A 20,903-nucleotide genomic window follows, 5' to 3' on the forward strand; every position below is an offset into this window, starting at 1 on the left:
CAATCAATTATTTCAGCAAATCATACAAATTTTCATCTATTATCATAGAAGGGGTTTGCCTTGCAATTTCCACAAACAGTTCTTTTAATTGATCAGCCGAGGTCGTCAATTTCTCCACTGTTATTTCATCCGGATAAGTGGAAAGATACGCGTCAATGAAGGAAGAATCCAAACTGTCATACGCCTTAAACTGGTGTAGCTTTTTCTTTTCATTCATAGCCTGTACAAGTAAAATGTACTCTCTCATATTTTCAAGCATCTTCAGTGCATAGATAAGATTATTTCTTTTCAGCTCTTTCTTTACACTCAATGCACTATAAGCAAATTCAAATTGTATATCGATGTTCACCTCATATTTGACAGGCTTGTTTTGAAAGATTTCATTTTCTCCACGCATTTTCTCAGTTACTAACCCATTTTTATCAACAACGACTTTCCACAGAGGGGATTTCACATTCAACAACTCACTTGGTAGGACGGAGATATTGAACTCAAGTGAGTTTTCCATGAATACTATGAAAAGGAAGATATGTTGTGTGAATTGCTTTTCCTTTATATAAACAGGATTGAACTCTTTAAGAAACTTGTAAATTGCATGTTTAGCATCTTCCATGTCTTCCTTTTTATATGTAGAAACCATTAAATCGATGTCAGAGTATGCATCGGTGTACCCTTTCACTCCGGACCCTAATTGGACAACTCCTTCAATTAGATTATTCGATTCGAACTTATCAACGATTCTCTTAAAACAATGCTCCCTTTCTCCAACACTAAACAAAACCCCACCCCATTTTCACTCGACTTTGATTAAACCCGCTTTTTTCCTATTAATAAATCCTAACTTCGTTTCCGATAAAACGATTGCTGCAAGTATTAAAACAGCACCGATGCCCATTTTAAGCGTAATGATCTCACTCAATAAAATTACTGAAAAGACCATTCCCCATAACGATTCTGTCGAGAGGATAATCGCTGCTTTCGTTTCCGTGATAAATTTCTGTGAAACTGTTTGCAATAAAAATGCAATCGTTGTCGAGAAAACACCTAAATAAAGTAATGATGTCAGCCCTTCCGGCTGCATACTGAATGCCATTTCACCTTTTAGCAACACAACGATGATTCCGATTATACTGGCTGTTGCCATTTGGACGATCGTTAAAACGATCGGATGCTCTTGTTTTACGAATTGTGCCGTATAAAATATATGGAAAGCAAAGCCGAACGCACAACATAACGATAGGAAGTCGCCAAAATTCACCCCTGCAGACCATTGAAGCGACAGGACCGCGACACCGAACATTGCGAGAAAAGCGCCAGTCAATTCGAAAGCGTCAAGCTTCTTTTTGTAAATCGCAAGACCGATAAATGGTACGACAACAACATTCACCGCTGTTAAAAATGCGTTCTTGGATGGAGTTGTAAATTGAAGGCCGACTGTTTGTAACGCAAAAGCGATATACAAAAATATCCCCAATATTGCCCCTTTAATTAGTACGCTTTTTGAGATGAATTTTAATTTCTTATAAAAAACGGCGCATAGTAAAACCGCGCCAATTAAAAACCTTCCAGCCAAGATTTGATATGGCGTATATGAATCGAGCGCAACCGCACTACCGACAAATCCACTTCCCCAAATAATTGCGGTTAGCATCAACCCGATTTCACCAATATATTTCTTCATATAATCCCCCGATACAGACTTTTCATTTTTTCCATTATATCGCAACATCGTGAATCCGCTACTACTTGTTTTCGAATTTGAATAGCGTATTGTTTCATTCGCATTGGAAACGCTAAGTATAAACTCGGACAAGGAGGTATTTAGTTTGAAAAAAATTTATTTCTTAAGCATTTTACTTGTTCTAACACTACTCCTCCAACCTCTTATACCGAAAGCAAACGTGTCTATAGATGATCCGGACTCCCTTGAAGATGCACTGTTGGTCACACTTCAACCCTTTATCTCACAAGGAATTATCGATTTTTACGGATACGATAAACCTTATAGGATGCACGACGCTGAAGTGGTGAAGATCACGCGGGAGAAAAAAGGCAGTTTTGCGTTCATCGTGGAGGTTCGAGTGAAAACGTTTGAAGCTGCTGAAAATCCACCTTACGGAGATGAAACAATGCGATTTGGCATTAATTCCAAGGGGACTAAACTGTTAGAATTCAACCATGTTGGTGATGAGGAAGAAAAGAAATTAAAACAATTTTATAAAGAGGTGATAATTGATATTAAAAAATCGCTCCGCTTAAATTTATTGCCATACGAACAATACAATTACAATCAGCTGCGATACAAAGCAGAAAAGAATAATGAATACGATTCCCTTGCACATATCGCAGAGGAAATCGTCATGAACATCCTTAGCCCCGAAATTCAACCCCCTTACAAAAACGTCATTGACCCAGTAACGTTCGTAAAAGACGATGAAGGCTTTATCCTTTTCAAAAAAGCCGACGGGACAAATTTCTATTACAAAGTACAGAAAGAGAACGGAATTTGGAATGTCGTCGAACAGGGAAGTGAAAAAGGGAAAAAGATGGATTATGAATTGTTATGGTATATGTAAAAAGAGGCGGGAGAACCGCCTCTTTTCTTATAAATTTGGATCTAATCCTTACATTTTACGCTCTTGGTCTGTTCCATCAGGATTAACCTGGTATTGCCAAAGTTCACCGTCACTGCCTTTATAAATAAATAGGTACATAAATGCACTCTCTTCGACAAAATTCACATATAACTGGTAATCTACATGTTCTTTTCGTATTGCATCGAACGGTACGATTTGAGTGCTTATTTCATATTTATAATCATCACTAACCCTGTCGTAGACCCATACTTCATTTGTCTCAAATTCACCTTCACCAGAGAAATAATCCTTGCCGAATATTTCTTCGACCTCGGTTTTGGATAGCCCTACTTCCGCATGGGTCTCAATAAATTCTTTAGTTAAAATTGGATCCGACTCGCCATTTTCTTTTGAACAGCCAACCAATAGAACGCAGAAAAATAGTGCTAATAGAATTCTTTTCATTTCAGACTTCCCTTCTATTAAATGAACCTCTCAACTATTTCTTTCACCGTTCCACCAACCGTTTCATGTACACTTTCTCCGGCCCATAACGACATGAATTCGGGACGACCTTTAGCTGCCGCCTCACTGCGAATCTTTTTCGTCAAGTCGTTTTGGTATGGATACGGGGCAATCGGTATATCTTTCATCATCTCGATAAACTGATTTCGGATACCTCTTGCAGGTTTTCCCGAGAAAGCTTTCGTCAGATCTGTGCTGTTTTCGGTTGCTCCTAAGATCGCTTCTTTATAAAGCGGATGGGCTCCGCTTTCCTCAGTTGCAAGTAATGCTGTGCCAATTTGAACCGCTACGGCTCCTTGGGCAATTTGCTGGTCTAAATGCTCCTTATTAGCGATTCCACCAGCCGCTATGACTGGAATGCTAACGACTTCGACGATTGAAGGCAATAATTCATCAAGCGGCACAAGTATTTTGTCAAGGAATGACCCACGATGACCTCCTGCTTCCTTTCCTTGTGCGACAAGAGCGTCCATTCCGACTTTCTCTGCCATTACCGCTTCTTCTACTGTTGTTGCGGTACCGATCAAAAAGACATCATGCTCTTTCAACTTCCGAACTACCGCTTCATCCGGCAATCCGAATGTGAACGAACAGATTTTAACGTCTTCTTCAATGATGACGGCAACCTGTTCCACAAAAGATGACGCCGACAAAGGCGCCTTCCAAAAAGGCATGCCAAGTTTCTTTCCGACCGGTTGTAATCCTAAATACGCCTGGCGAATAAGTTCTTGGTCCATTTCTACGTCTTCCGGCACGAATAAATTGACGGCAAACGGCTTATTCGTAAGCTTCTTCACTTCTTGGATGAATTCCCTTGTTGCCTCCCCGGATAGATAACCTGCTCCAATAGATCCAAGGATATTAGCCTCTGCAGCAGCTGCCACGAATACCGGTGTCGACACCCCCGCCATTGGTGCCTGAATGATTGGAAACTTAATTCCCAAAGTATCTGTAAAACTCATAGTTCAGCTCTCCCTTGATCATCACTTCCCGACCGGCACATACCCCGTCTTTTCTATGATTTCTTGCCCTTCATCCGACAATATCCATTCAATAAACGCTTCGACATGCGGATTATCACTGCCCGCCGTCACGGCATAGAACTCACTCGTAATTGGATATTCCCCCGAACGGATTGTATCCACTGTCGGTTCAACCCCGTTCACACTAAGCAGGCGGATTTTATTATTTTTCACCATCTGAGTCGAGTAGTACCTGAACGTATAGCCGATTGCATTTTTATGATTTTTATAGTCAGACACTTCCCCGATTATTCCTCCCATTAGCGACATGACATCCTCTGTCGGCGGCTTCATGATTGGTGTGAGACCCATGAATTGTTGCAATGCAGTTTGACTGCCGCTATTTTCAGGACGTTGGAATGCACGGATTTCCACGTCTTTCCCACCGACATCTTTCCAATTTGTTATTTTCCCAGAATAAATCCCTTTGATTTCCTCCTCCGTCAGGCTTGTCACCGGATTCTTGGAATTGACGAAGAAGACGAAGGCCTCTTTCCCAATCGGAGTAAGCTTCAATTCTTTTCCTGCGTTTTCCGCCTGGTTCAGCTGCGTAGTAGATGGCCCCGAAACAAAAATGATATCCACTTTGCCGTCAATCAAGTTCGTATAGGCAGCACCGGTCCGATTGGACATTACCTCACTGTCATAAGGCGGGTACTCTTTTTCAGGATAAACTGATTGCACAAATGCAGCATAAATCGGATAAAGCGCCGTTGCCCCGTCGATAATTGGCAAGTCATCTTGAATGTGTAAAGATGCAGGTCCCTCTAAAAATACAGCCTTTGTACTTTTTTCAAATGGCTGGTATTCAGTGAGATCGACTTGAACGTCTGTTATTGTGGGCCGAGTTTTCTCATAGACGCTTGGTATTGTGAAGACAAGTGATAAGGCTATGGCAGCCGCTGTGCCGAACCAAAAATATTTCTTATACGCGAATAGTTCAAAACGAGCCATGACGAGCATTGCACCGAATGATAAATACGCCGCGATAACAAGCGGTACAAAATACCCCTGGTTTGAAACATATAGAAAAAACGCGGCGATACCCGCAATCGGAAAAACTAACGCCCAAATGAATAAAACTGACAGTATTCCCCAAACAGTTTTCAAGGTGGTTCCTCCTAACTCTCTCTCTTTCAAACAGTATACAATATTATGGAAACTTTTGGTTGATGCGAAAGAAATAAAAAATGCCGAATGGAATAATCCATCCGGCACATAAAAAACTCACTATAAAATATCGCTGACCCTTCCGACTTGCCCGTCTTCCAGTCGGACTTTGATACCATGCGGGTGGAAGCTTGAGTTGGTCAATAAATCCTTGACGATTCCTTCCGTCTTAGCACCTGTGCGCTGATCTTTTTTTAGAATGACAGCAACTTTCATTCCCGGTTTCACATCACTTCGATTGCGTCCGTCCATAGTTACACTTCCCTCTCACTTTGCTGTAATTCAACCCCATACATTCAAGATTGTATTATCATCATCGCCATCAGATATGGCCTTTATGTTTGTATAGCCATTGGCTTCCGCACACTTAATCAGATTTTGAATCAACTGCTGGTCTTTTGCAAGTATCCAAACATACACTTGATCAACCACAATGAGTGAAAGCTGGCAAGAACTGTTCTTGAAATCTTCATAGACTTTTACTTCCACAATGCTTTCTTTTGTCGGAAAGGCTTTTATATCCGTAAAAATAAGATAAGATTCAACGTCGGAAATATGATTCAGGAATGATTGGCCATCCATAATCGTTTCATCAAAAAGCGGGACGGTCAGTTTACCATTTTCTACACGATAGGACTCCACGAGATCGATGGACCAAAACCAGGATGGGTCGACAATGCCTTTTAATATATTTGACAACTGTTTACCAAACACGTTTTTTATTTCAAAAAACAGCCCACGCATTTCCCCACCTCTTATGGTTACTGTACAATTCATTTCCGATACATAATTTCCCCCGCCACAACCGTCATCACAACTGCCGCATCAAGGATTTCCTCTTCTTCCACTTCAAACAGATCCTTATCAAGAATCGTGAAGTCTGCGTCGAAACCGACAGCTAATTTTCCGCGTGAATCCGCCTTTCCGATTGTCGCTGCACTGCCTGAAGTAAATAAGCCGATTGCCTCAAAACGGCTCAATTTCTCCTTCGGCAAATACCCCTCATGCGTCTGGCCAGGTTTTCTCCTTGTCACCGCCGCATAAATTCCAAACCGCGGATCTACTTCTTCTATCGGTGCATCCGACCCTGCTCCACAAATGAACCCTTCGTCAAGAAGACGTTTCCAAGCATACGCCCAATCGAAGCGCTCTTCCCCCAAACGATCCATCACCCAAGGAAAATCGGATGATACAAAAACAGGCTGAATATCAAGCACGACAGGAAGTTTCTTCATCCGCTCCACCAAATCATCACGCAACACATTCACATGGATGAGCCGATCGCGCTTCCCTTCAGGCGCTGGATGGCGCTCAATTGCATCCAACCCTTTTTCAACCGCTCCGTCCCCGATCATATGCATTGCAACGGCTTGTCCATATTTCCGGGCAGTCGCCACAAGTTCATCAATCTCCTCATCCGTCAACACTGCTGTACCGGAAGTGGACGGATTATCCGCATACGGTTCGCTCAACAAAGCTGTACTCCCACCAAGTGCACCGTCGATGAAGAACTTCATTTCACCAGGCTCAATCCACGGTTCATCATAGGTAGCCTCATCTTCTATCAATTGTGTAAACACCGTCGACCTCCGCAATAAATGCGCACGGAACTTCTTCTTTTCCCCAATTACATTTCTGAATGCCTGCAACGGATTACGATAATCCCCGTAATAACCAAGATCATCCGTCACAGCACCCGTCAATCCAAGCGACAGCAGATCATCTACCGATTTTTCAAGTGCCTTCGTCAGCATTTCCTCCGTTGGCTCCGGAATAAGCTGCAACAGGCGATTCATCGGGCCTTCTTTCAGCAAACCGTTCGGCTCTCCATTCTCATCCCGTCCAATGACACCGTCATTCGGATTCGGCGTGTCCTTCGTAATGCCGGCAAGCTCCAACGCCTTCGAATTGACAAGCGCCGCATGCCTGCATGTCCGTTTTAGGAACATCGGTGAATTTGTCACCTTGTCCAGTTCGTAACGCGTAAAAATCTTTTTATCATCAAAATTGTTTTCATTCCAACCCTCGCCTATGAACCACTCATCCTCTTTCAGATCTCTATGGGCATTCATGAGCATATCCATCATCTCATCTGCTGACTTCGACTTTGACAAATCGAGGCTAAGCAGTTTCTGACCATGCCCAATCATATGCATATGATTGTCAATGAACCCCGGATAAAGGACTGCCCCTTCGAGGTCAACCGCTTCCTCCGCTTGAACCTTCAAGTCATCATAATTGCCGACAGCAATAATTTTTCCATCTTCAGTAAGAATTGCTTCTACCGTTTCCCCTACTTTATCCATTGTATATAGCTTTCCATTATGCCAAATCGTTTTCATCTTGACGCCCCCTTTCCTTTATTCTAATCTTTCAGGCAGTTGCGGGCAATCTTATTTGGGAATGAATGCTATAATGGGTCTATCATATAGAGGAGGGGTTTTTATGAGATTGACCGTTTATCTTGCAGGTGAAATCCATACTTCATGGCGTGAAGAGGTGAAACAGAAGGCAGCGGCTCTAAAATTGCCAATCGATTTTGTTGGACCTATGGAAGACCACGACCGTTCAGATAACATCGGTGAAGAGATTTTAGGCAAGCAGCCAAACGCCATTTTCAAAGACGCCGCCGCTTCCAACTTCAATAACTTAAGGACTGAACTCTTAATGAAGAAAGCGGACCTCGTCATCGCATTGTTCGGAGAGCAGTACAAGCAATGGAATACGGCAATGGATGCAAGCGCAGCAGTTGCATATGGAAAGCCGCTCATCCTCATCCGTTCCGAACAGCACCATCATCCACTTAAGGAACTTTCCCGCAAAGCTCACGCCACGGTCGAAAATGTCGACCAGGCGGTGAAAGCACTGAAGTATATTTTCGACTGAATGAATGGCTATCCATGAGGATGGCCTTTTTACTTCGTTTACAAAACCTTTACATCCCCTTCATACTCACTCAATAATCCTCCCGTACACTATACGTAAGCCTCAATCCAACAAGGAGGATTTCAATTGACAATTACATTTCAAGAACGTATTAAGGAAAAACCGTTATCAGTCGTGCGAAACGAAAACTGGAAAAAGCCGATTTATGAAACAAACGGCCTGAATCTCTGGTATGGCACCTCGCATGCTTTAAAGAATATAGATTTGGCAATCAATGAACGCGAAGTAACAGCCATTATCGGTCCATCCGGTTGTGGGAAATCGACTTACCTTAAGACACTTAATCGAATGGTCGAAACGGCAACAGATGTCACCATTTCAGGCAACGTAACATTCAAAGGGAATAACATTTTAGGCAAGGCGATGCCTGTTGAAATCCTACGTTCAAAAGTCGGCATGGTATTCCAAAAACCAAATCCTTTCCCTAAATCGATTTATGAAAACGTCGCATTTGGACCGAGAGTACACGGAATCCGCAATAAGGCAACACTTGACGCCATCGTTGAAGAAAGTTTAAAGAAAGCTGCCATATGGGATGAAGTGAAGGATCGGCTTCATAAAAATGCGTATGGCCTTTCCGGCGGACAGCAACAAAGGCTATGCATTGCAAGATGCCTTGCCATTGACCCAGAAGTGATTCTCATGGATGAACCGACATCGGCTCTTGATCCAGTTTCCACACACAAGATTGAAGAATTGATTCATTCGATTAAAAATGACGTTACGATTGCGATCGTTACGCATAATATGCAACAAGCTTCACGAATTTCCGATCGTACAGCCTTTTTCCTGAACGGAGAAGTGGTTGAGGAAGATCGAACGACGACAATTTTCACGAATCCATCCGACAAGTTAACGGATGACTATATTAATGGAAGATTCGGATGATCTGAACCAAATAATCACCTAACCCGCTCCGTTCTTTGGAGCGGGTTTTAATTTATTAATAAAACAAGTATTTACAAATCCTTTACAATTTAACAATACCATCTTAACATTCACCCGTTATCATATTAGTTGTGAAGGGGAATTCCTTCATCTAAATCAGATTATCAAGGGGAGGACTTATCAAATGAAGTTCAACAAATTTCTTTTATTCATGATCATTGCGACATTCGCAGTCGTACTTGCTGCATGCAGAACAGACGCTGGGGAGGAAAACGGTTCGAAGAAAAACAATGCTTCGGCGAAAGTTAGTGCAGATCTAAAAGGTAGCGTTGTCATCGATGGTTCTGGAACAGTTTACCCGCTAATGGCACGCCTTGCTGAAGAGTATATGGTGAATGAACAAGAGAATGTTTCCGTAGAGGTGAGCCGCGCAGGTACAAGTGCAGGATTCAAGAAATTCTTGGTTGATAACGGAACAGACTTCAATGACGCTTCCCGACAAATTAAAGACGAAGAGGCTGCGGAAGCTGATAAGCTTGGAATTGAAGTGAAAGAATTGAAGGTTGCGCTGGACGGTCTAACTTTTGTCATTAATAAAGATAATGATTGGGCGACTGAAATGACGCCTGAACAATTGATCAGCATTTTCCTTGCAGACGGCACAGTTGAAAAGTGGTCTGATATTAACCCTGACTGGCCGAATGAAAAAATCAATGCGATGGGCCCAAATGAAAACCATGGAACGTATGAATTCTTCTATGAAAAGATTTTGGATAAACAAGATATGAAAAGTACAGTCAATTTACAACAAGAGTATTCGACGCTTGTAAACTTGGTATCAGAAGATAAAAACGGAATCGCGTTTTTCGGTTTCGGCTACTACGTAAATAACGGTGACAAATTGCAGGCTGTTGCGGTGGACTTCGGGAACGGAGCTGTAGAGCCCGCATTGGATACAATCGCTGAAGATGGAGCTTATGCAGACTTCACGCGTCCAGTCTTCACATACTTGAATGTGAACCACGCTAAAGAGAAGCCGCAAGTGAAAGACTTTGCAATTTACGTCATGAACAATATTAATAAATTCGCAGGCGAAACAGGCTTTGCACCGATTCCTGAAAATGAAGCAAAAGAGAACATCAGCTTCTTAGAAGGCCTTAAGTAATTTATACGCGCAAGAAGATGGGGGCTATTAGGCTTTCATCTTCTTGCAACTTTTCGGAGGGAATTCTCTTATGATAACTATAAAGGATAAATCTAACATCCGTGAGATGATTGAGCAAAACCAAAAAAGCAATTTGCTACGGCGAAAAGTGGAGCGTTTGATTCCCATTTTTCTCATGCTTCTTGCTTCACTTTCCATAATTACGACAATCGGCATTATTTGGACCTTACTTTCCGAGACGGTTGAGTTTTTCAAACGGGTGCCACTCGTTGATTTTTATACAGGAACTGTCTTAAAGCCACTTAGCCAGAACCCTGAATTTGGGGTGCTGCCTTTATTGATGGGAACAGTTACATCTTCATTGATTGCAATGATAGTCGCTGCACCAATCGGATTGATGGCTGCCATATATTTGAGTGAATACGCATCCCCGAAGGTGCGAAAAGTCGTGAAACCCACGCTTGAGTTGCTTGCAGGGGTACCAACAATCGTCTATGGCTTTTTCGCTTTTACTTTTGTTACACCTCTTTTACGGGAGTTCATCCCTAATCTTCAAGCAACGAATATCCTTAGCCCAGGCATTGTAATGGGAATAATGATCATCCCGATGATTGCCTCTTTATCCGAAGACGCAATGAGCTCGGTTCCCCGGTCGATGCGTGAAGGAGCGTATGGTTTGGGTGCCACCAAACTTGAAGTTACACGGCGTGTAGTTATACCCGCAGCATTGTCGGGTATCATTTCTTCCTTTGTGTTAGGCATATCCCGCGCAATCGGTGAAACGATGATTGTTACGATTGCGAGCGGTAGTACGAAAAATTTTTCGTTCGATATAACACAATCGATGCAAACGATGACTGCCTATATTGTTGAAGTGACAGGTGGCGATGCAGCAACCGGGTCCACTGTCTACTACAGCCTGTATGCAGTTGCAATGACGCTTTTCGTTTTCACTTTGCTTATGAATTTACTTGCAAGGTTTGTATCGAAGAAGTTCAGAGAGGAGTATTGAGATGAACCATCTTAGTCAACAGCAACATATGCGATGGATGAAAGTTCGTTTGTTCACGAATCAACTATCCAAAGTAATCTTCATGCTTTCAGCCTTTTTTGGACTATTCGTTTTGGCCGTTTTGCTATACCGTGTTGTTTCTGAAGGCATCGGGTCAATCAATTTCAGCTTCCTGACAGGAAAACTATCGACTCAGCCGGAACGGGCTGGAATTATGGGGGCCATTCTTGGGACACTTTGGCTCATGCTTGTTGTAGCTCCAGTGACAATGTTTGTTGGCGTGGGGACGGCAATCTACTTGGAAATGTATGCGAAAAAGGGTCGCCTCGTCAGTTTCATTCAAACGAATATTTCCAACTTGGCAGGAGTGCCATCGATTGTGTACGGGATACTTGGATTGACGGTATTTGTAAGGACCTTGAACTTAGGCAATGTCGTGTTGGCTGGTGGGCTGACGATGTCACTGCTTATTTTACCGATCGTGATCGTTGCAAGCCAGGAAGCGATCCGCTCGATTCCGTTTCATTTAAGCGAGGCTTCTTACGGGCTTGGAGCAACAAAATGGCAAACGATTCAACGGGTCATCCTACCTTCTGCACTTCCCGGTATTTTGACAGGTGCTATCCTTTCGTTGTCGCGAGCCATCGGGGAAACCGCACCATTGGTCGTCATCGGAATCCCGGCCCTCCTCATCCCCTTCCCAGGGAGCATCATGGACCGTTTTACAGTTTTACCGATGCAAATTTATTACTGGACACTTGATGCTTCGTTAGTTGCGGAATACGCCAATCTTGCCGCCGCCACCATCATCGTCCTATTAGTTACATTATTCATCCTTAACTCAACCGCAATTATCATCCGCAATAAGTTTGGGAAAGTGGAATGACTATAATTGTAGATAGTAGAAAAAAGGCTGGAAACGTCTCCTATGAGAGTTTCCAGCCTTTTAGTCATTCCTCTATACCCATTTCTTCGCGTACGACTTGTGCAATTTGGTTTACATACCGTTCACATGCATCATGATCTGGCGCTTCAACCATAACCCGGACAAGTGGCTCCGTACCCGACGGACGGACAAGTACCCTACCGTTTCCTGCCATCTCCTTTTCAACTTCCTTAATTGCAGCTGCAACACGGTCATTCTCAGTTACCTTGTTTTTATCCGTTACGCGCACATTGACAAGTTCCTGTGGATAAATCGTCATTGCACTTGCTAATTCTGACAGCTTCTTGCCTGTTCTTTTCATGATGTTAACAAGTTGCAAGGCAGTCAATAGTCCATCGCCCGTTGTATTGTAATCGAGAAGGATTATATGACCTGATTGCTCTCCTCCAAGATTGTAATTCCCTTTTTTCATTTCTTCTACAACATACCGGTCACCAACAGCTGATTTGACACTCATCATGCCGTTCTGTTCCAACGCCTTGTAAAAACCAAGGTTACTCATAATTGTTGAAACGATTGTATCCGACTTAAGGCGTCCTTTCGAGTGAAGATGACGACCAATAATGAACATGATCTGATCGCCATCGACAATCCGCCCCAATTCATCGACTGCGATTAGACGGTCTCCATCACCATCAAATGCTAGACCGATGTCCGCGCCTTTTTCAACTACGAGTCCAGCAAGGACTTCCGGATGTGTCGAACCTACACCATCATTAATGTTCAATCCATTAGGGGAAGCACCCATCGTTGTCAAATCCGCATCCAAATCCGCAAAAACATGCGTTGCCAATGAAGAAGTTGCGCCGTGCGCACAATCCAATGCAACGTGAAGATCAGTGAATTCCTCGTCAACTGTCTGCTTTAAATACTGGATATATTTATGTCCACCCTCAAAGTAATCCGTTACCGTGCCCACTTCGGACCCAACCGGACGTGGTAAATGATCTTCATCCGCATGTAAGAGGTTTTCAATCTCCTCTTCCTGCTCGTCCGTCAGTTTAAATCCATCAGCGCCGAAGAACTTAATGCCGTTATCCTCAACCGGATTATGGGATGCTGATATCATGACACCCGCCTCTGCATTCATTGCACGGGTCAAATATGCAACACCTGGCGTACTGATCACACCAAGTCTCATTACCTCAATTCCCATTGATAAAAGCCCTGCAATCAATGCATTTTCCAGCATATGACCTGAAATACGGGTATCCCGGCCAACAAGCACTTGGGATGGCTCCTGAGCATCCTTCGTCAACACATAGCCGCCGATTCTTCCAAGTTTAAAAGCCAGCTCAGGTGTTAGTTCTTTATTTGCAATCCCACGGACGCCATCCGTCCCGAAATACTTTGTCATTATTCATACTCCCTTTCAATGATGTCTAACAGCTTCTTCATCGTTAAGCAAGCTTTACTTCCATAGTTACTTCATCTTCTGAAAGCTTCCATGCAATATTATCCGGTGCTTCCACAACCAACGGATAGATGTACTCACCCTCACTATCCGTTTTGGAAGCATCAACACTAATTTTGAAATCTGAGTTACTAAGCGTATTTATCACTTCCGGCTTCGCAGTGACGGTTAGATTGACTTTGCCATTTTCCGGTTTACGGAAAAAACTTTTGAATTGATTATCCAGCCCTGTCACATCTACCGGTATACCTTTAAATTCCTTTGTTACATTTTCCACATCTGCTGGATCCATCGAAACTTCAGGAGGATCCTCCAGACTTTTTACCGTGGCGGATACGCTCACTTTTATTTTATCTAAAGAAATTTGCGAGACCCCTTTTGGCTTCTGGATGTTCAATTCCACTGAACCGGATTCTTTCACGTTGGAAATATCTACATCCACAACGATTTCCCTGATGGAATCCAATACCTTTTTCGGCCCATGTAGCCTAATGGTCTTCGTATCCGTATATATGGAGTCAATCGTCACATTTTCACTTGCGACTCCCCTTTGCCTTAAAACAATCGGTACCTCGGTATTGTATTCTTCAACTTCCACTTTTACAGTTACTTCTTCAGGAACGATTTTTACATTTAATTTATTTAGATCACGGTCAAGGACACGAACCCGGGCTTTTTGATTAAAGGATTTGTTAATACCTTTATCTCCTGTTACTGAGACTTTAACAAAACTGATTGCCTCAATAACGCTTTTAGCGCCTGTAACTTCAATTTTAGCTGGTTCAACTTCCATTTTAACGACATTAAAATCTTCAGCAAGCAGACGCTCATTCAATTCCGGGTCCACCCTGAAGGTTTGGGTGATTTTTTCTTCGTAAAGTACATCCACTGTTGCCGGTTCCAATTTTACATCTAACTTATCGGAAAGGTTCTCTGTTTGAATTTTTAATGTGTGCCGACCTAATGTCTCTTCTCTTAAATCGACTTTCAATGTAAAGTCTTTTAGCAGTTTTGCCGATTGGACAAGGCTTGAAGGACCTTGAATTGTAACATCCACTGTTTCAGGAGCTCCCGTTACAACATAATTATCTTTATCATAGTAAACCTCAAGTGGAACATCTTTGATTATATCAACGGCGTCGCCTATGCCAGACCTATTCGTTTTTTCATCCTCCGCTTTGACGGAAAAGAACAGGATAATGGCAAGAGCCAATGCAGTGAACCGGAGAAACCATGGGCGGTCCATAAACTTATCCATTTTTCCGTTTCCCCCATTTCCAGAAAGAAGTTTGCGACATTTCGTTCTCTTCTCCAAACCAAATTTGTCGCAACTGCTTTTCGAATTCCTCCATCGATAGATTTCGGTTAATATCACCATTTGCAGTCAAGCTGATGCCACCCGTCTCCTCCGAAACGACAATCGTGATGGCATCGGTTACTTCACTTATTCCAAGAGCCGCCCTGTGACGCGTCCCTAATTCCTTTGATATGAAAGGATTTTCAGAAAGTGGTAAATAACAACCTGCCGCAGCAATCCGATTTTTTTGCAAAATGACAGCTCCATCATGCAATGGGGTGTTCGGGATAAAGATATTGATTAGCAATTCTGAGCTGACATTTGAATTCATTTGGGTTCCGGTTTCAATATACTCACTTAACCCTGTTTCCCGCTCAATTGAGATGAGCGCCCCTATGCGCCGCTTCGCCATATAGCTAACTGACTTGCTGAAAGCTTCGATTAAGCGGTCGCGCTCTTCCTCTTCCTGCATCGCTGAACGCGCAAAAAGACGGCCGCGCCCCAACTGCTCCAACGCACGCCTCACTTCCGGCTGGAAGATGATGATCACCGCAAGAAAACCGAAAATCAGCACCTGATCCAGCATCCATTTAAATGTGTTCAACTCAAGGTACTCGGTCAGGATACGCGCGAAGATGATGACAAAAATCCCTTTTAGCAGCTGTACTGCTTTTGTACCTTTTATAATTGCGATCAATTTATAGAAGACGTACCAAACGAGAAGCACATCCACTATATTTTTAAGTATTTCAATTGGACTCATATTAGTTATAATATCCCAAACAGGCATGCGCTTCCCCACCTTCATCCCAAATTCTTATACAATAGTATATCACACAGCCCTGGTCCAATGCTCCCGTAAACGTACGGGAATTGGATTTATTAGGCAGTTGTTTTTGGTGTATACCATACTGCTGAAATTGGACGAATTTGGATGAGTTTGGTTGCGTGGGGAGTGCGTTAGACGGAGGGCGGGTGGCTTGTTTGAGCGCGGAAGTGTCATGCTTGAACGCGACAGCGGTCTTCTTGAGCGCGGCTGTTAGATCATCAGTTATCCGAATCAAAAAACGACCGCGCTCCCACTTGTCGGGAACACGGTCACTTTCCTATTCCTCCACCGGCTCACTCTTCGAGGCAGGGAAGATATCTTTTACTGTTGTTTTAATTTTATACCATAGCCAATCAAAAGCTCGATCGATTTCTTCGCTTTTTCCTGTCACTACGGCTGTGGATGCCATGTATTTTGATCCGCGGATGACGGTTACGTTGCCATCTACTTCCCCTTCGATACGGAGGTTCCCATTTTCCACAACCAGATCGCCTTTCACAATCTCACCGGCAGGTACAATAACCGTCTCACCTTCGATGACAAGATTCGGCTGTTTCGTAAATGAAAATTGCTGGTTGTCACCGAAGCTAGAAAAGAATGTCGCGCTCATTAATATGAAAAAGAGAGCAGCGGCAGCTAATAATGGGTGCCTGCGTAACTGTCGTTGTAAACCTGCTTGCGATTTTTCTTTCGGGAGACGTGCCATCACGCCTGAGACAAATCCATCGGGTGCTTTTAAGGGAGCCGCACCTTGAAGGAATAAAGCCGACATTTTCAATTCATCCATCATTTCCCTGCAATGCTGGCATGCAAATAGATGCTCTTTCAACTGTTGCTCATCTTGGCGGCTAATGTCTCCGTCTAAATACGCGTGCATTAATTGGATAACTGGTTCCTGACACGTATTCATACTTAATTCCCTCCTACATATTACCCATCTGTTTCCGGAGCGCTTCGCGTCCACGGTGCACACGGGTTTTTACAGTTCCTAATGGTAGTTCTAAAATATCACTAATATCCTGCAACGGCAATTCTTCCAAATAGCGCAATATGATGACGGTGCGGTATTTCTCAGGCAGTCGGCCAATTTCGTATTGAACCCGTTCCTGGGCTTCCATACGCTCAACTTCTTCTTCAGGTAAATCTCCTGATGCTGCAATCTGAGAATACATATTAAGGCCGTCAGTTCCTGGTACAGTCGCATCCAGATAATAATCCGGCTTTTTCTTTCGAATGCGGTCGATGCATAAATTTGTTGCAATCCGAAACAACCATGTGGAAAACTTACGCTTCTGATCAAACGTATGTATATTTACATACGCACGTACAAAAGCTTCTTGGGCAATATCTTCCGCTTCCTGTGGATTGCCAAGCATTCGATAACAAACGTGATACAGCCGATGTTGAAATAAAGTAACAATTTCTTCGAATGCATCCTGATTGCCTTTGATCACTTCATTTATTCGTTTATTGACCAATTCATCCAATGACTTTCATCCTCCGCTCTATGCGGCTGTTCCTTCTATACGTTTGAAGGGTTCAACAGGTTTCATTTTTTAATCGTTATTTTTCATTTTACCAAAGATTGATAATTATTTCCTTATATCTTCAATAAAAAACCGCTTGGAAAAATCCAAGCAGTCCCTTTTATAGTAGTTTTTCACCGAAAAGCGAGCCCATCAGGCCAACCGCAACATCGGCAGTTTTATTTTTTTCATCAAGAATCGGATTTACCTCAACAAATTCCGCTGAAGTGATAAGTCCAGAATCCTCAAGCATTTCCATTGCCAAATGGCTTTCACGGTAACTGATTCCGCCTGGAACCGGTGTACCGACGCCCGGTGTATAAAGTGGATCCAAACCGTCGAGATCCAATGACAGATGAACCCCATCTAAGTTTTTGGATTTCAAATAGGCAAGTGCTTCCTTCATAACAGACGTCATCCCATCACGATCGATTTCATGCATCGTGAATACTTTGATGCCTTTTTCTTTAATTAACGCACGTTCTCCTTGGTCAACTGAACGGGCTCCAATAATGACAATGTTTTCCGGCCTCACTTTTTGGCCAACACTGAATATATTAACAAGTTTTTCATGACCAAGTCCCATCGATACCGCGAGTGGCATGCCGTGGATATTGCCCGAAGGAGATGTTTCTGCAGTATTCAAGTCTGCATGGGCATCGTACCAGATAACACCTAAGTTTTTATATTTTGAAGTCAATCCTGCCAATGTTCCAATAGCAATGCTGTGATCCCCGCCAAATACAAGTGGAAACCTACCATTTTCGACAACTTTTGCTACTCGATTGGCAAGTTCACTTGTTGCCTGAACAACTTCTTCTAAGTTTTTTAAATTTGTTTCCCCGTAATCTTTATTTTCGATGGCACTTACTCGGATATCGCCTTCATCTTGAAGACGATGTCCAATCGCCCCAAGTCTTTTTATTGCACCAGCGTAACGGATGGCACTTGGCCCCATATCTACACCTCTGCGGCTTTGCCCGTAGTCCAGTGGAACACCAATTATTGATATATCTAAAGTTCTCATTTTTACCAACCCCCCTACAACATATAATAGGTCGTTAAAGGGAATGGCTCAACTCGACAAGTTTTCGGATATTTATTCATTTTTCTACTTTTGAAAACGTGGATTCAATCGCTTCGGGTGGGAGAGGTTTACTATACAAATAACCTTGTCCTTCCCTGCAGCCAAGTAATTGAAGAATCCCTGCTTGTTCAGTAGTTTCGATTCCTTCCGCAATAACATTCAAGCCTGCAGTATCAGCCAGTGTTATTATCGCTTTGACAATTGCTTGGCTGTTTTCATTCACATCGATATCCCGGATGAATGACATGTCAATCTTCAATGTATCTGCTGGCAATTCCTTAATGTAGCTGAAAGTACTATACCCGGTTCCAAAATCATCTATGGCGACAACGATTCCTAAATCACGGATCCGTTGAATGGTATATCTCATTTCATGACGATCGGCGAAAGAGCTTTCGGTTAGTTCAATCCCTATCATTTCAGGACCGACTCCCTCTTCCATCATGATTCTTTCAATTGTCTCTACAATTTCCGGGTCTTCCAGTTGGATTGTGGACATATTGACCGCAATGCGTATTGGGTCGTATCCTTGACGTTTCCATTGTGCCGCTTGGTTACATGCTTTCCGCAAGATCCACTCGCCTAAAGGCAGTATGATCTTGGTTTCCTCCGCAAGAGGAATGAATTTATCGGGTGGAATTTGACCAAGATCCGGATGATTCCAACGCACCAAAGCCTCAACGCCAGATAATTCACCGTGCACCAAATTCATTTTCGGTTGATATTCAAGCGTGAAATATCCCAAATGTACACTTTTCCGTAATTCGTTTTCCAAAAGGATCCGCTCCAATGTTTTTGCCGCAGTTCCCGGCTCATACATTTGATAACTTCCTCCGCCTTGCTCCTTCACATAATGAAGTGCCTTTCCGGCGTTCATAATAAGCTCCGATGGCGTTTTGGCGTGCTTGGGGAAAAGTGCAATTCCGCAGCTTGTGGAAATGCTAAAGGTTTCTTCGTCAATCTGAATCGGCATTTCCAAGCTGGATTTTATTTCATTCGTTAACCGCTCTGCTTCCTCCTCATTATCTACATCCTTTAATGTGAAGGCGAACTCATCGCCCGAAATTCTACCAATAATATCTTCGCTTCCAAGAATTGTCTTTAGTCGTTCTGAAATGACAGAAAGTGCATAATCACCAGTTTTGTGCCCGAAGGAATCATTTACATGTCGGAGTCGGTCGATGTTCAAATATACTAAGCCTAATTTGGATCCTCTTTTTTTAGCCGACTGCAATACCACGTAAAGCTTTTCGCTGAATGCATTACGGTTCAGCAAAGAGGTTAACTGATCCTGATAAGCCAGCTCACGTATCTTCTCTTTCATGAGCATTCGTTCTGTAATATCGTAGCGAATCGAGATGTAACGGTTTGGGATTCCTTTTTCATTCAGAAAGGGAACAATTTTCGTATCAACCCAATAATAGTTGCCATCCTTTGCACGATTTCGAATTTCACCGGACCAAATTTCACCACGGCCGATTGTTGCCCACATGTCTTGAAAGAACTTTTTTGGATGAAGGCCAGAATTTATAAGTTTATGTGTGGAGCCAATCAGTTCATGAGCTTCATATTTTGACACTTTTATAAATAATTCATTTACATAAGTGATTTTCCCGGTACGGTCGGTGATTGCGACGATGGCAGATTTGTCTAATGCGAAAGCAATGTCACCTAACATTTCCTCCAAATCTCGCTGATTCCCCGTGCCTGTCATTTTCCGCATCATTTCAATATAATCATGCATAGGATATCAATTTCCTCCCGTTTTACCGACTCGATAAGTATTTCTATTATACAATATTTTTTATCATACCCGTATACTTTGTAATTGATAGATGGATAGATGTAATTTATGAACTTAAGGGTTTTTGGAGAAATAAAAAAACCTTTCATCAGTATGAAGGTTTGCGTAATTTTTAATATATTTGGTTGTAATATGTTTTAATTGTTTAACTATAAGCTGGGGTAGCTGGATTCGAACCAACGAATGACGGAGTCAAAGTCCGTTGCCTTACCGCTTGGCTATACCCCAATGATAAAATCGTGATAAGCTGCTTCCCAGATGTGTATGTATAAATGGTGGTGGGGGACGGATTCGAACCGCCGAACCCTGAGGGAGCGGATTTACAGTCCGCCGCGTTTAGCCACTTCGCTACCCCACCAGGTTAAAATTGTGAAAAGCTGCGCATCTCTTTGTCAGCTTCTCACAATTTTAAAAGAATGATTGTGATAAGCTGCATATTTATATGTCAGCTAAATATTCAACAAAAAAGGAACAAACATGGTGACCCCTACGGGATTCGAACCCGTGTTACCGCCGTGAAAGGGCGGTGTCTTAACCGCTTGACCAAGGGGCCGTTAATAAGAAAATATTCACTGTGTGAATCGCACAAATGTTATATTAACAAATTTGAAGTAAGTATGCAACCCTATTTTTAAATTTATTCTTTAAATCTTTTAAAAGATAAGGCATAAAAAAAGCGTGTTCCTTGGAATAGGA

21 protein-coding genes and 3 tRNA genes are annotated in these 20,903 nt (G+C 42.7%); 6 read left to right on the plus strand and 18 right to left on the minus strand.

Annotated elements, in window-relative coordinates:
• Positions 1-7: 7 nt before the first annotated feature.
• Together P5G49_RS03090 and P5G49_RS03095 are read right to left on the minus strand one after the other, a co-directional pair.
• On the minus strand, positions 8-778 hold the full coding sequence (locus tag P5G49_RS03090) for an aminoglycoside 6-adenylyltransferase (protein ID WP_301242009.1): 771 nt from the start codon (positions 776-778) through the stop codon (positions 8-10).
• Positions 779-793: 15 nt separating this feature from the next.
• The gene (locus P5G49_RS03095) at positions 794-1,681 is read right to left on the minus strand and encodes a DMT family transporter (RefSeq protein ID WP_301242010.1); all 888 of its coding nucleotides are present in this window, start codon (positions 1,679-1,681) and stop codon (positions 794-796) included.
• A gap of 145 nt (positions 1,682-1,826) precedes the next feature.
• On the opposite strand from P5G49_RS03095, the gene P5G49_RS03100 reads away from it, so the two are divergent.
• A complete protein-coding gene (locus tag P5G49_RS03100; RefSeq protein ID WP_301242011.1) occupies positions 1,827-2,576 on the plus strand; it encodes a DUF3888 domain-containing protein in 750 nt (249 codons plus the stop codon).
• Positions 2,577-2,624: 48 nt separating this feature from the next.
• On the opposite strand, the gene P5G49_RS03105 is transcribed toward P5G49_RS03100, so the two are convergent.
• From P5G49_RS03105 to P5G49_RS03130, 6 genes are all read right to left on the minus strand, one after another.
• On the minus strand, positions 2,625-3,041 hold the full coding sequence (locus P5G49_RS03105) for a PhoU family transcriptional regulator (RefSeq protein WP_301242012.1): 417 nt from the start codon (positions 3,039-3,041) through the stop codon (positions 2,625-2,627).
• Positions 3,042-3,058: 17 nt separating this feature from the next.
• Complete coding sequence (locus P5G49_RS03110) at positions 3,059-4,063, minus strand: NAD(P)H-dependent flavin oxidoreductase (protein WP_301242013.1); 1,005 nt, start codon at positions 4,061-4,063, stop codon at positions 3,059-3,061.
• A gap of 21 nt (positions 4,064-4,084) precedes the next feature.
• A complete protein-coding gene (locus tag P5G49_RS03115; protein ID WP_301242014.1) occupies positions 4,085-5,233 on the minus strand; it encodes a PstS family phosphate ABC transporter substrate-binding protein in 1,149 nt (382 codons plus the stop codon).
• Between the two features lie 120 nt (positions 5,234-5,353).
• Entirely contained in the window at positions 5,354-5,545 is a 192-nt protein-coding gene (locus P5G49_RS03120; RefSeq protein ID WP_301242015.1) for a YwbE family protein, read from the minus strand.
• A 30-nt stretch (positions 5,546-5,575) separates the two neighbouring features.
• Entirely contained in the window at positions 5,576-6,037 is a 462-nt protein-coding gene (locus P5G49_RS03125; RefSeq protein WP_301242016.1) for a DUF2691 family protein, read from the minus strand.
• 29 nt (positions 6,038-6,066) lie between these two features.
• Positions 6,067-7,635, minus strand: a complete 1,569-nt coding sequence (locus tag P5G49_RS03130; protein WP_301242017.1) for an amidohydrolase — start codon at positions 7,633-7,635, stop codon at positions 6,067-6,069.
• Positions 7,636-7,738: 103 nt separating this feature from the next.
• Here P5G49_RS03130 and P5G49_RS03135 point away from each other — a divergent pair, with 103 nt between their 5' ends.
• The 5 genes from P5G49_RS03135 (at position 7,739) to pstA (ending at position 12,190) form a co-directional block, all read left to right on the plus strand.
• Positions 7,739-8,179: a YtoQ family protein gene (locus P5G49_RS03135; protein ID WP_301242018.1), complete on the plus strand. Its 441-nt coding sequence runs from the start codon at positions 7,739-7,741 to the stop codon at positions 8,177-8,179.
• A 132-nt stretch (positions 8,180-8,311) separates the two neighbouring features.
• On the plus strand, positions 8,312-9,127 hold the full coding sequence (gene pstB / locus P5G49_RS03140; protein ID WP_435877178.1) for a phosphate ABC transporter ATP-binding protein PstB: 816 nt from the start codon (positions 8,312-8,314) through the stop codon (positions 9,125-9,127).
• Between the two features lie 184 nt (positions 9,128-9,311).
• Positions 9,312-10,292 carry a PstS family phosphate ABC transporter substrate-binding protein gene (locus P5G49_RS03145; protein WP_301242019.1) on the plus strand — a complete coding sequence of 327 codons (981 nt, stop codon included), beginning with the start codon at positions 9,312-9,314 and terminating at the stop codon, positions 10,290-10,292.
• Positions 10,293-10,362: 70 nt separating this feature from the next.
• Complete coding sequence (gene pstC / locus P5G49_RS03150; RefSeq protein ID WP_301242020.1) at positions 10,363-11,304, plus strand: phosphate ABC transporter permease subunit PstC; 942 nt, start codon at positions 10,363-10,365, stop codon at positions 11,302-11,304.
• A 37-nt stretch (positions 11,305-11,341) separates the two neighbouring features.
• A complete protein-coding gene (pstA, locus tag P5G49_RS03155; protein ID WP_435877179.1) occupies positions 11,342-12,190 on the plus strand; it encodes a phosphate ABC transporter permease PstA in 849 nt (282 codons plus the stop codon).
• A 64-nt stretch (positions 12,191-12,254) separates the two neighbouring features.
• Here the strand turns inward: pstA and glmM are convergent, their stop codons facing one another.
• The 10 genes from glmM to P5G49_RS03205 form a co-directional block, all read right to left on the minus strand.
• Complete coding sequence (glmM, locus tag P5G49_RS03160; RefSeq protein ID WP_301242022.1) at positions 12,255-13,607, minus strand: phosphoglucosamine mutase; 1,353 nt, start codon at positions 13,605-13,607, stop codon at positions 12,255-12,257.
• A 43-nt stretch (positions 13,608-13,650) separates the two neighbouring features.
• Complete coding sequence (locus P5G49_RS03165) at positions 13,651-14,922, minus strand: CdaR family protein (RefSeq protein ID WP_301242023.1); 1,272 nt, start codon at positions 14,920-14,922, stop codon at positions 13,651-13,653.
• Positions 14,915-15,751 carry a diadenylate cyclase CdaA gene (gene cdaA / locus P5G49_RS03170; protein ID WP_301242024.1) on the minus strand — a complete coding sequence of 279 codons (837 nt, stop codon included), beginning with the start codon at positions 15,749-15,751 and terminating at the stop codon, positions 14,915-14,917. Before cdaA ends, P5G49_RS03165 begins: the two co-directional genes overlap by 8 nt.
• Before the next feature lie 316 nt (positions 15,752-16,067).
• Positions 16,068-16,700: an anti-sigma factor family protein gene (locus P5G49_RS03175; RefSeq protein ID WP_301242025.1), complete on the minus strand. Its 633-nt coding sequence runs from the start codon at positions 16,698-16,700 to the stop codon at positions 16,068-16,070.
• Between the two features lie 13 nt (positions 16,701-16,713).
• On the minus strand, positions 16,714-17,277 hold the full coding sequence (gene sigW, locus P5G49_RS03180) for an RNA polymerase sigma factor SigW (protein ID WP_301242026.1): 564 nt from the start codon (positions 17,275-17,277) through the stop codon (positions 16,714-16,716).
• A 160-nt stretch (positions 17,278-17,437) separates the two neighbouring features.
• Complete coding sequence (gene rocF / locus P5G49_RS03185; RefSeq protein ID WP_301242027.1) at positions 17,438-18,343, minus strand: arginase; 906 nt, start codon at positions 18,341-18,343, stop codon at positions 17,438-17,440.
• Between the two features lie 76 nt (positions 18,344-18,419).
• Positions 18,420-20,147 (minus strand): putative bifunctional diguanylate cyclase/phosphodiesterase, encoded by a 1,728-nt coding sequence (locus P5G49_RS03190; protein WP_301242028.1) that lies wholly within the window; start codon positions 20,145-20,147, stop codon positions 18,420-18,422.
• A 216-nt stretch (positions 20,148-20,363) separates the two neighbouring features.
• Positions 20,364-20,435: transfer RNA gene (locus tag P5G49_RS03195), tRNA-Gln, on the minus strand.
• 45 nt (positions 20,436-20,480) lie between these two features.
• Positions 20,481-20,565 (minus strand) — tRNA-Tyr (locus P5G49_RS03200).
• A gap of 120 nt (positions 20,566-20,685) precedes the next feature.
• Positions 20,686-20,760, minus strand: a tRNA-Glu gene (locus P5G49_RS03205).
• Positions 20,761-20,903: the final 143 nt, after the last annotated feature.

The organism is Sporosarcina highlanderae (assembly GCF_030433715.1).
GTDB lineage: Bacteria > Bacillota > Bacilli > Bacillales_A > Planococcaceae > Sporosarcina > Sporosarcina highlanderae.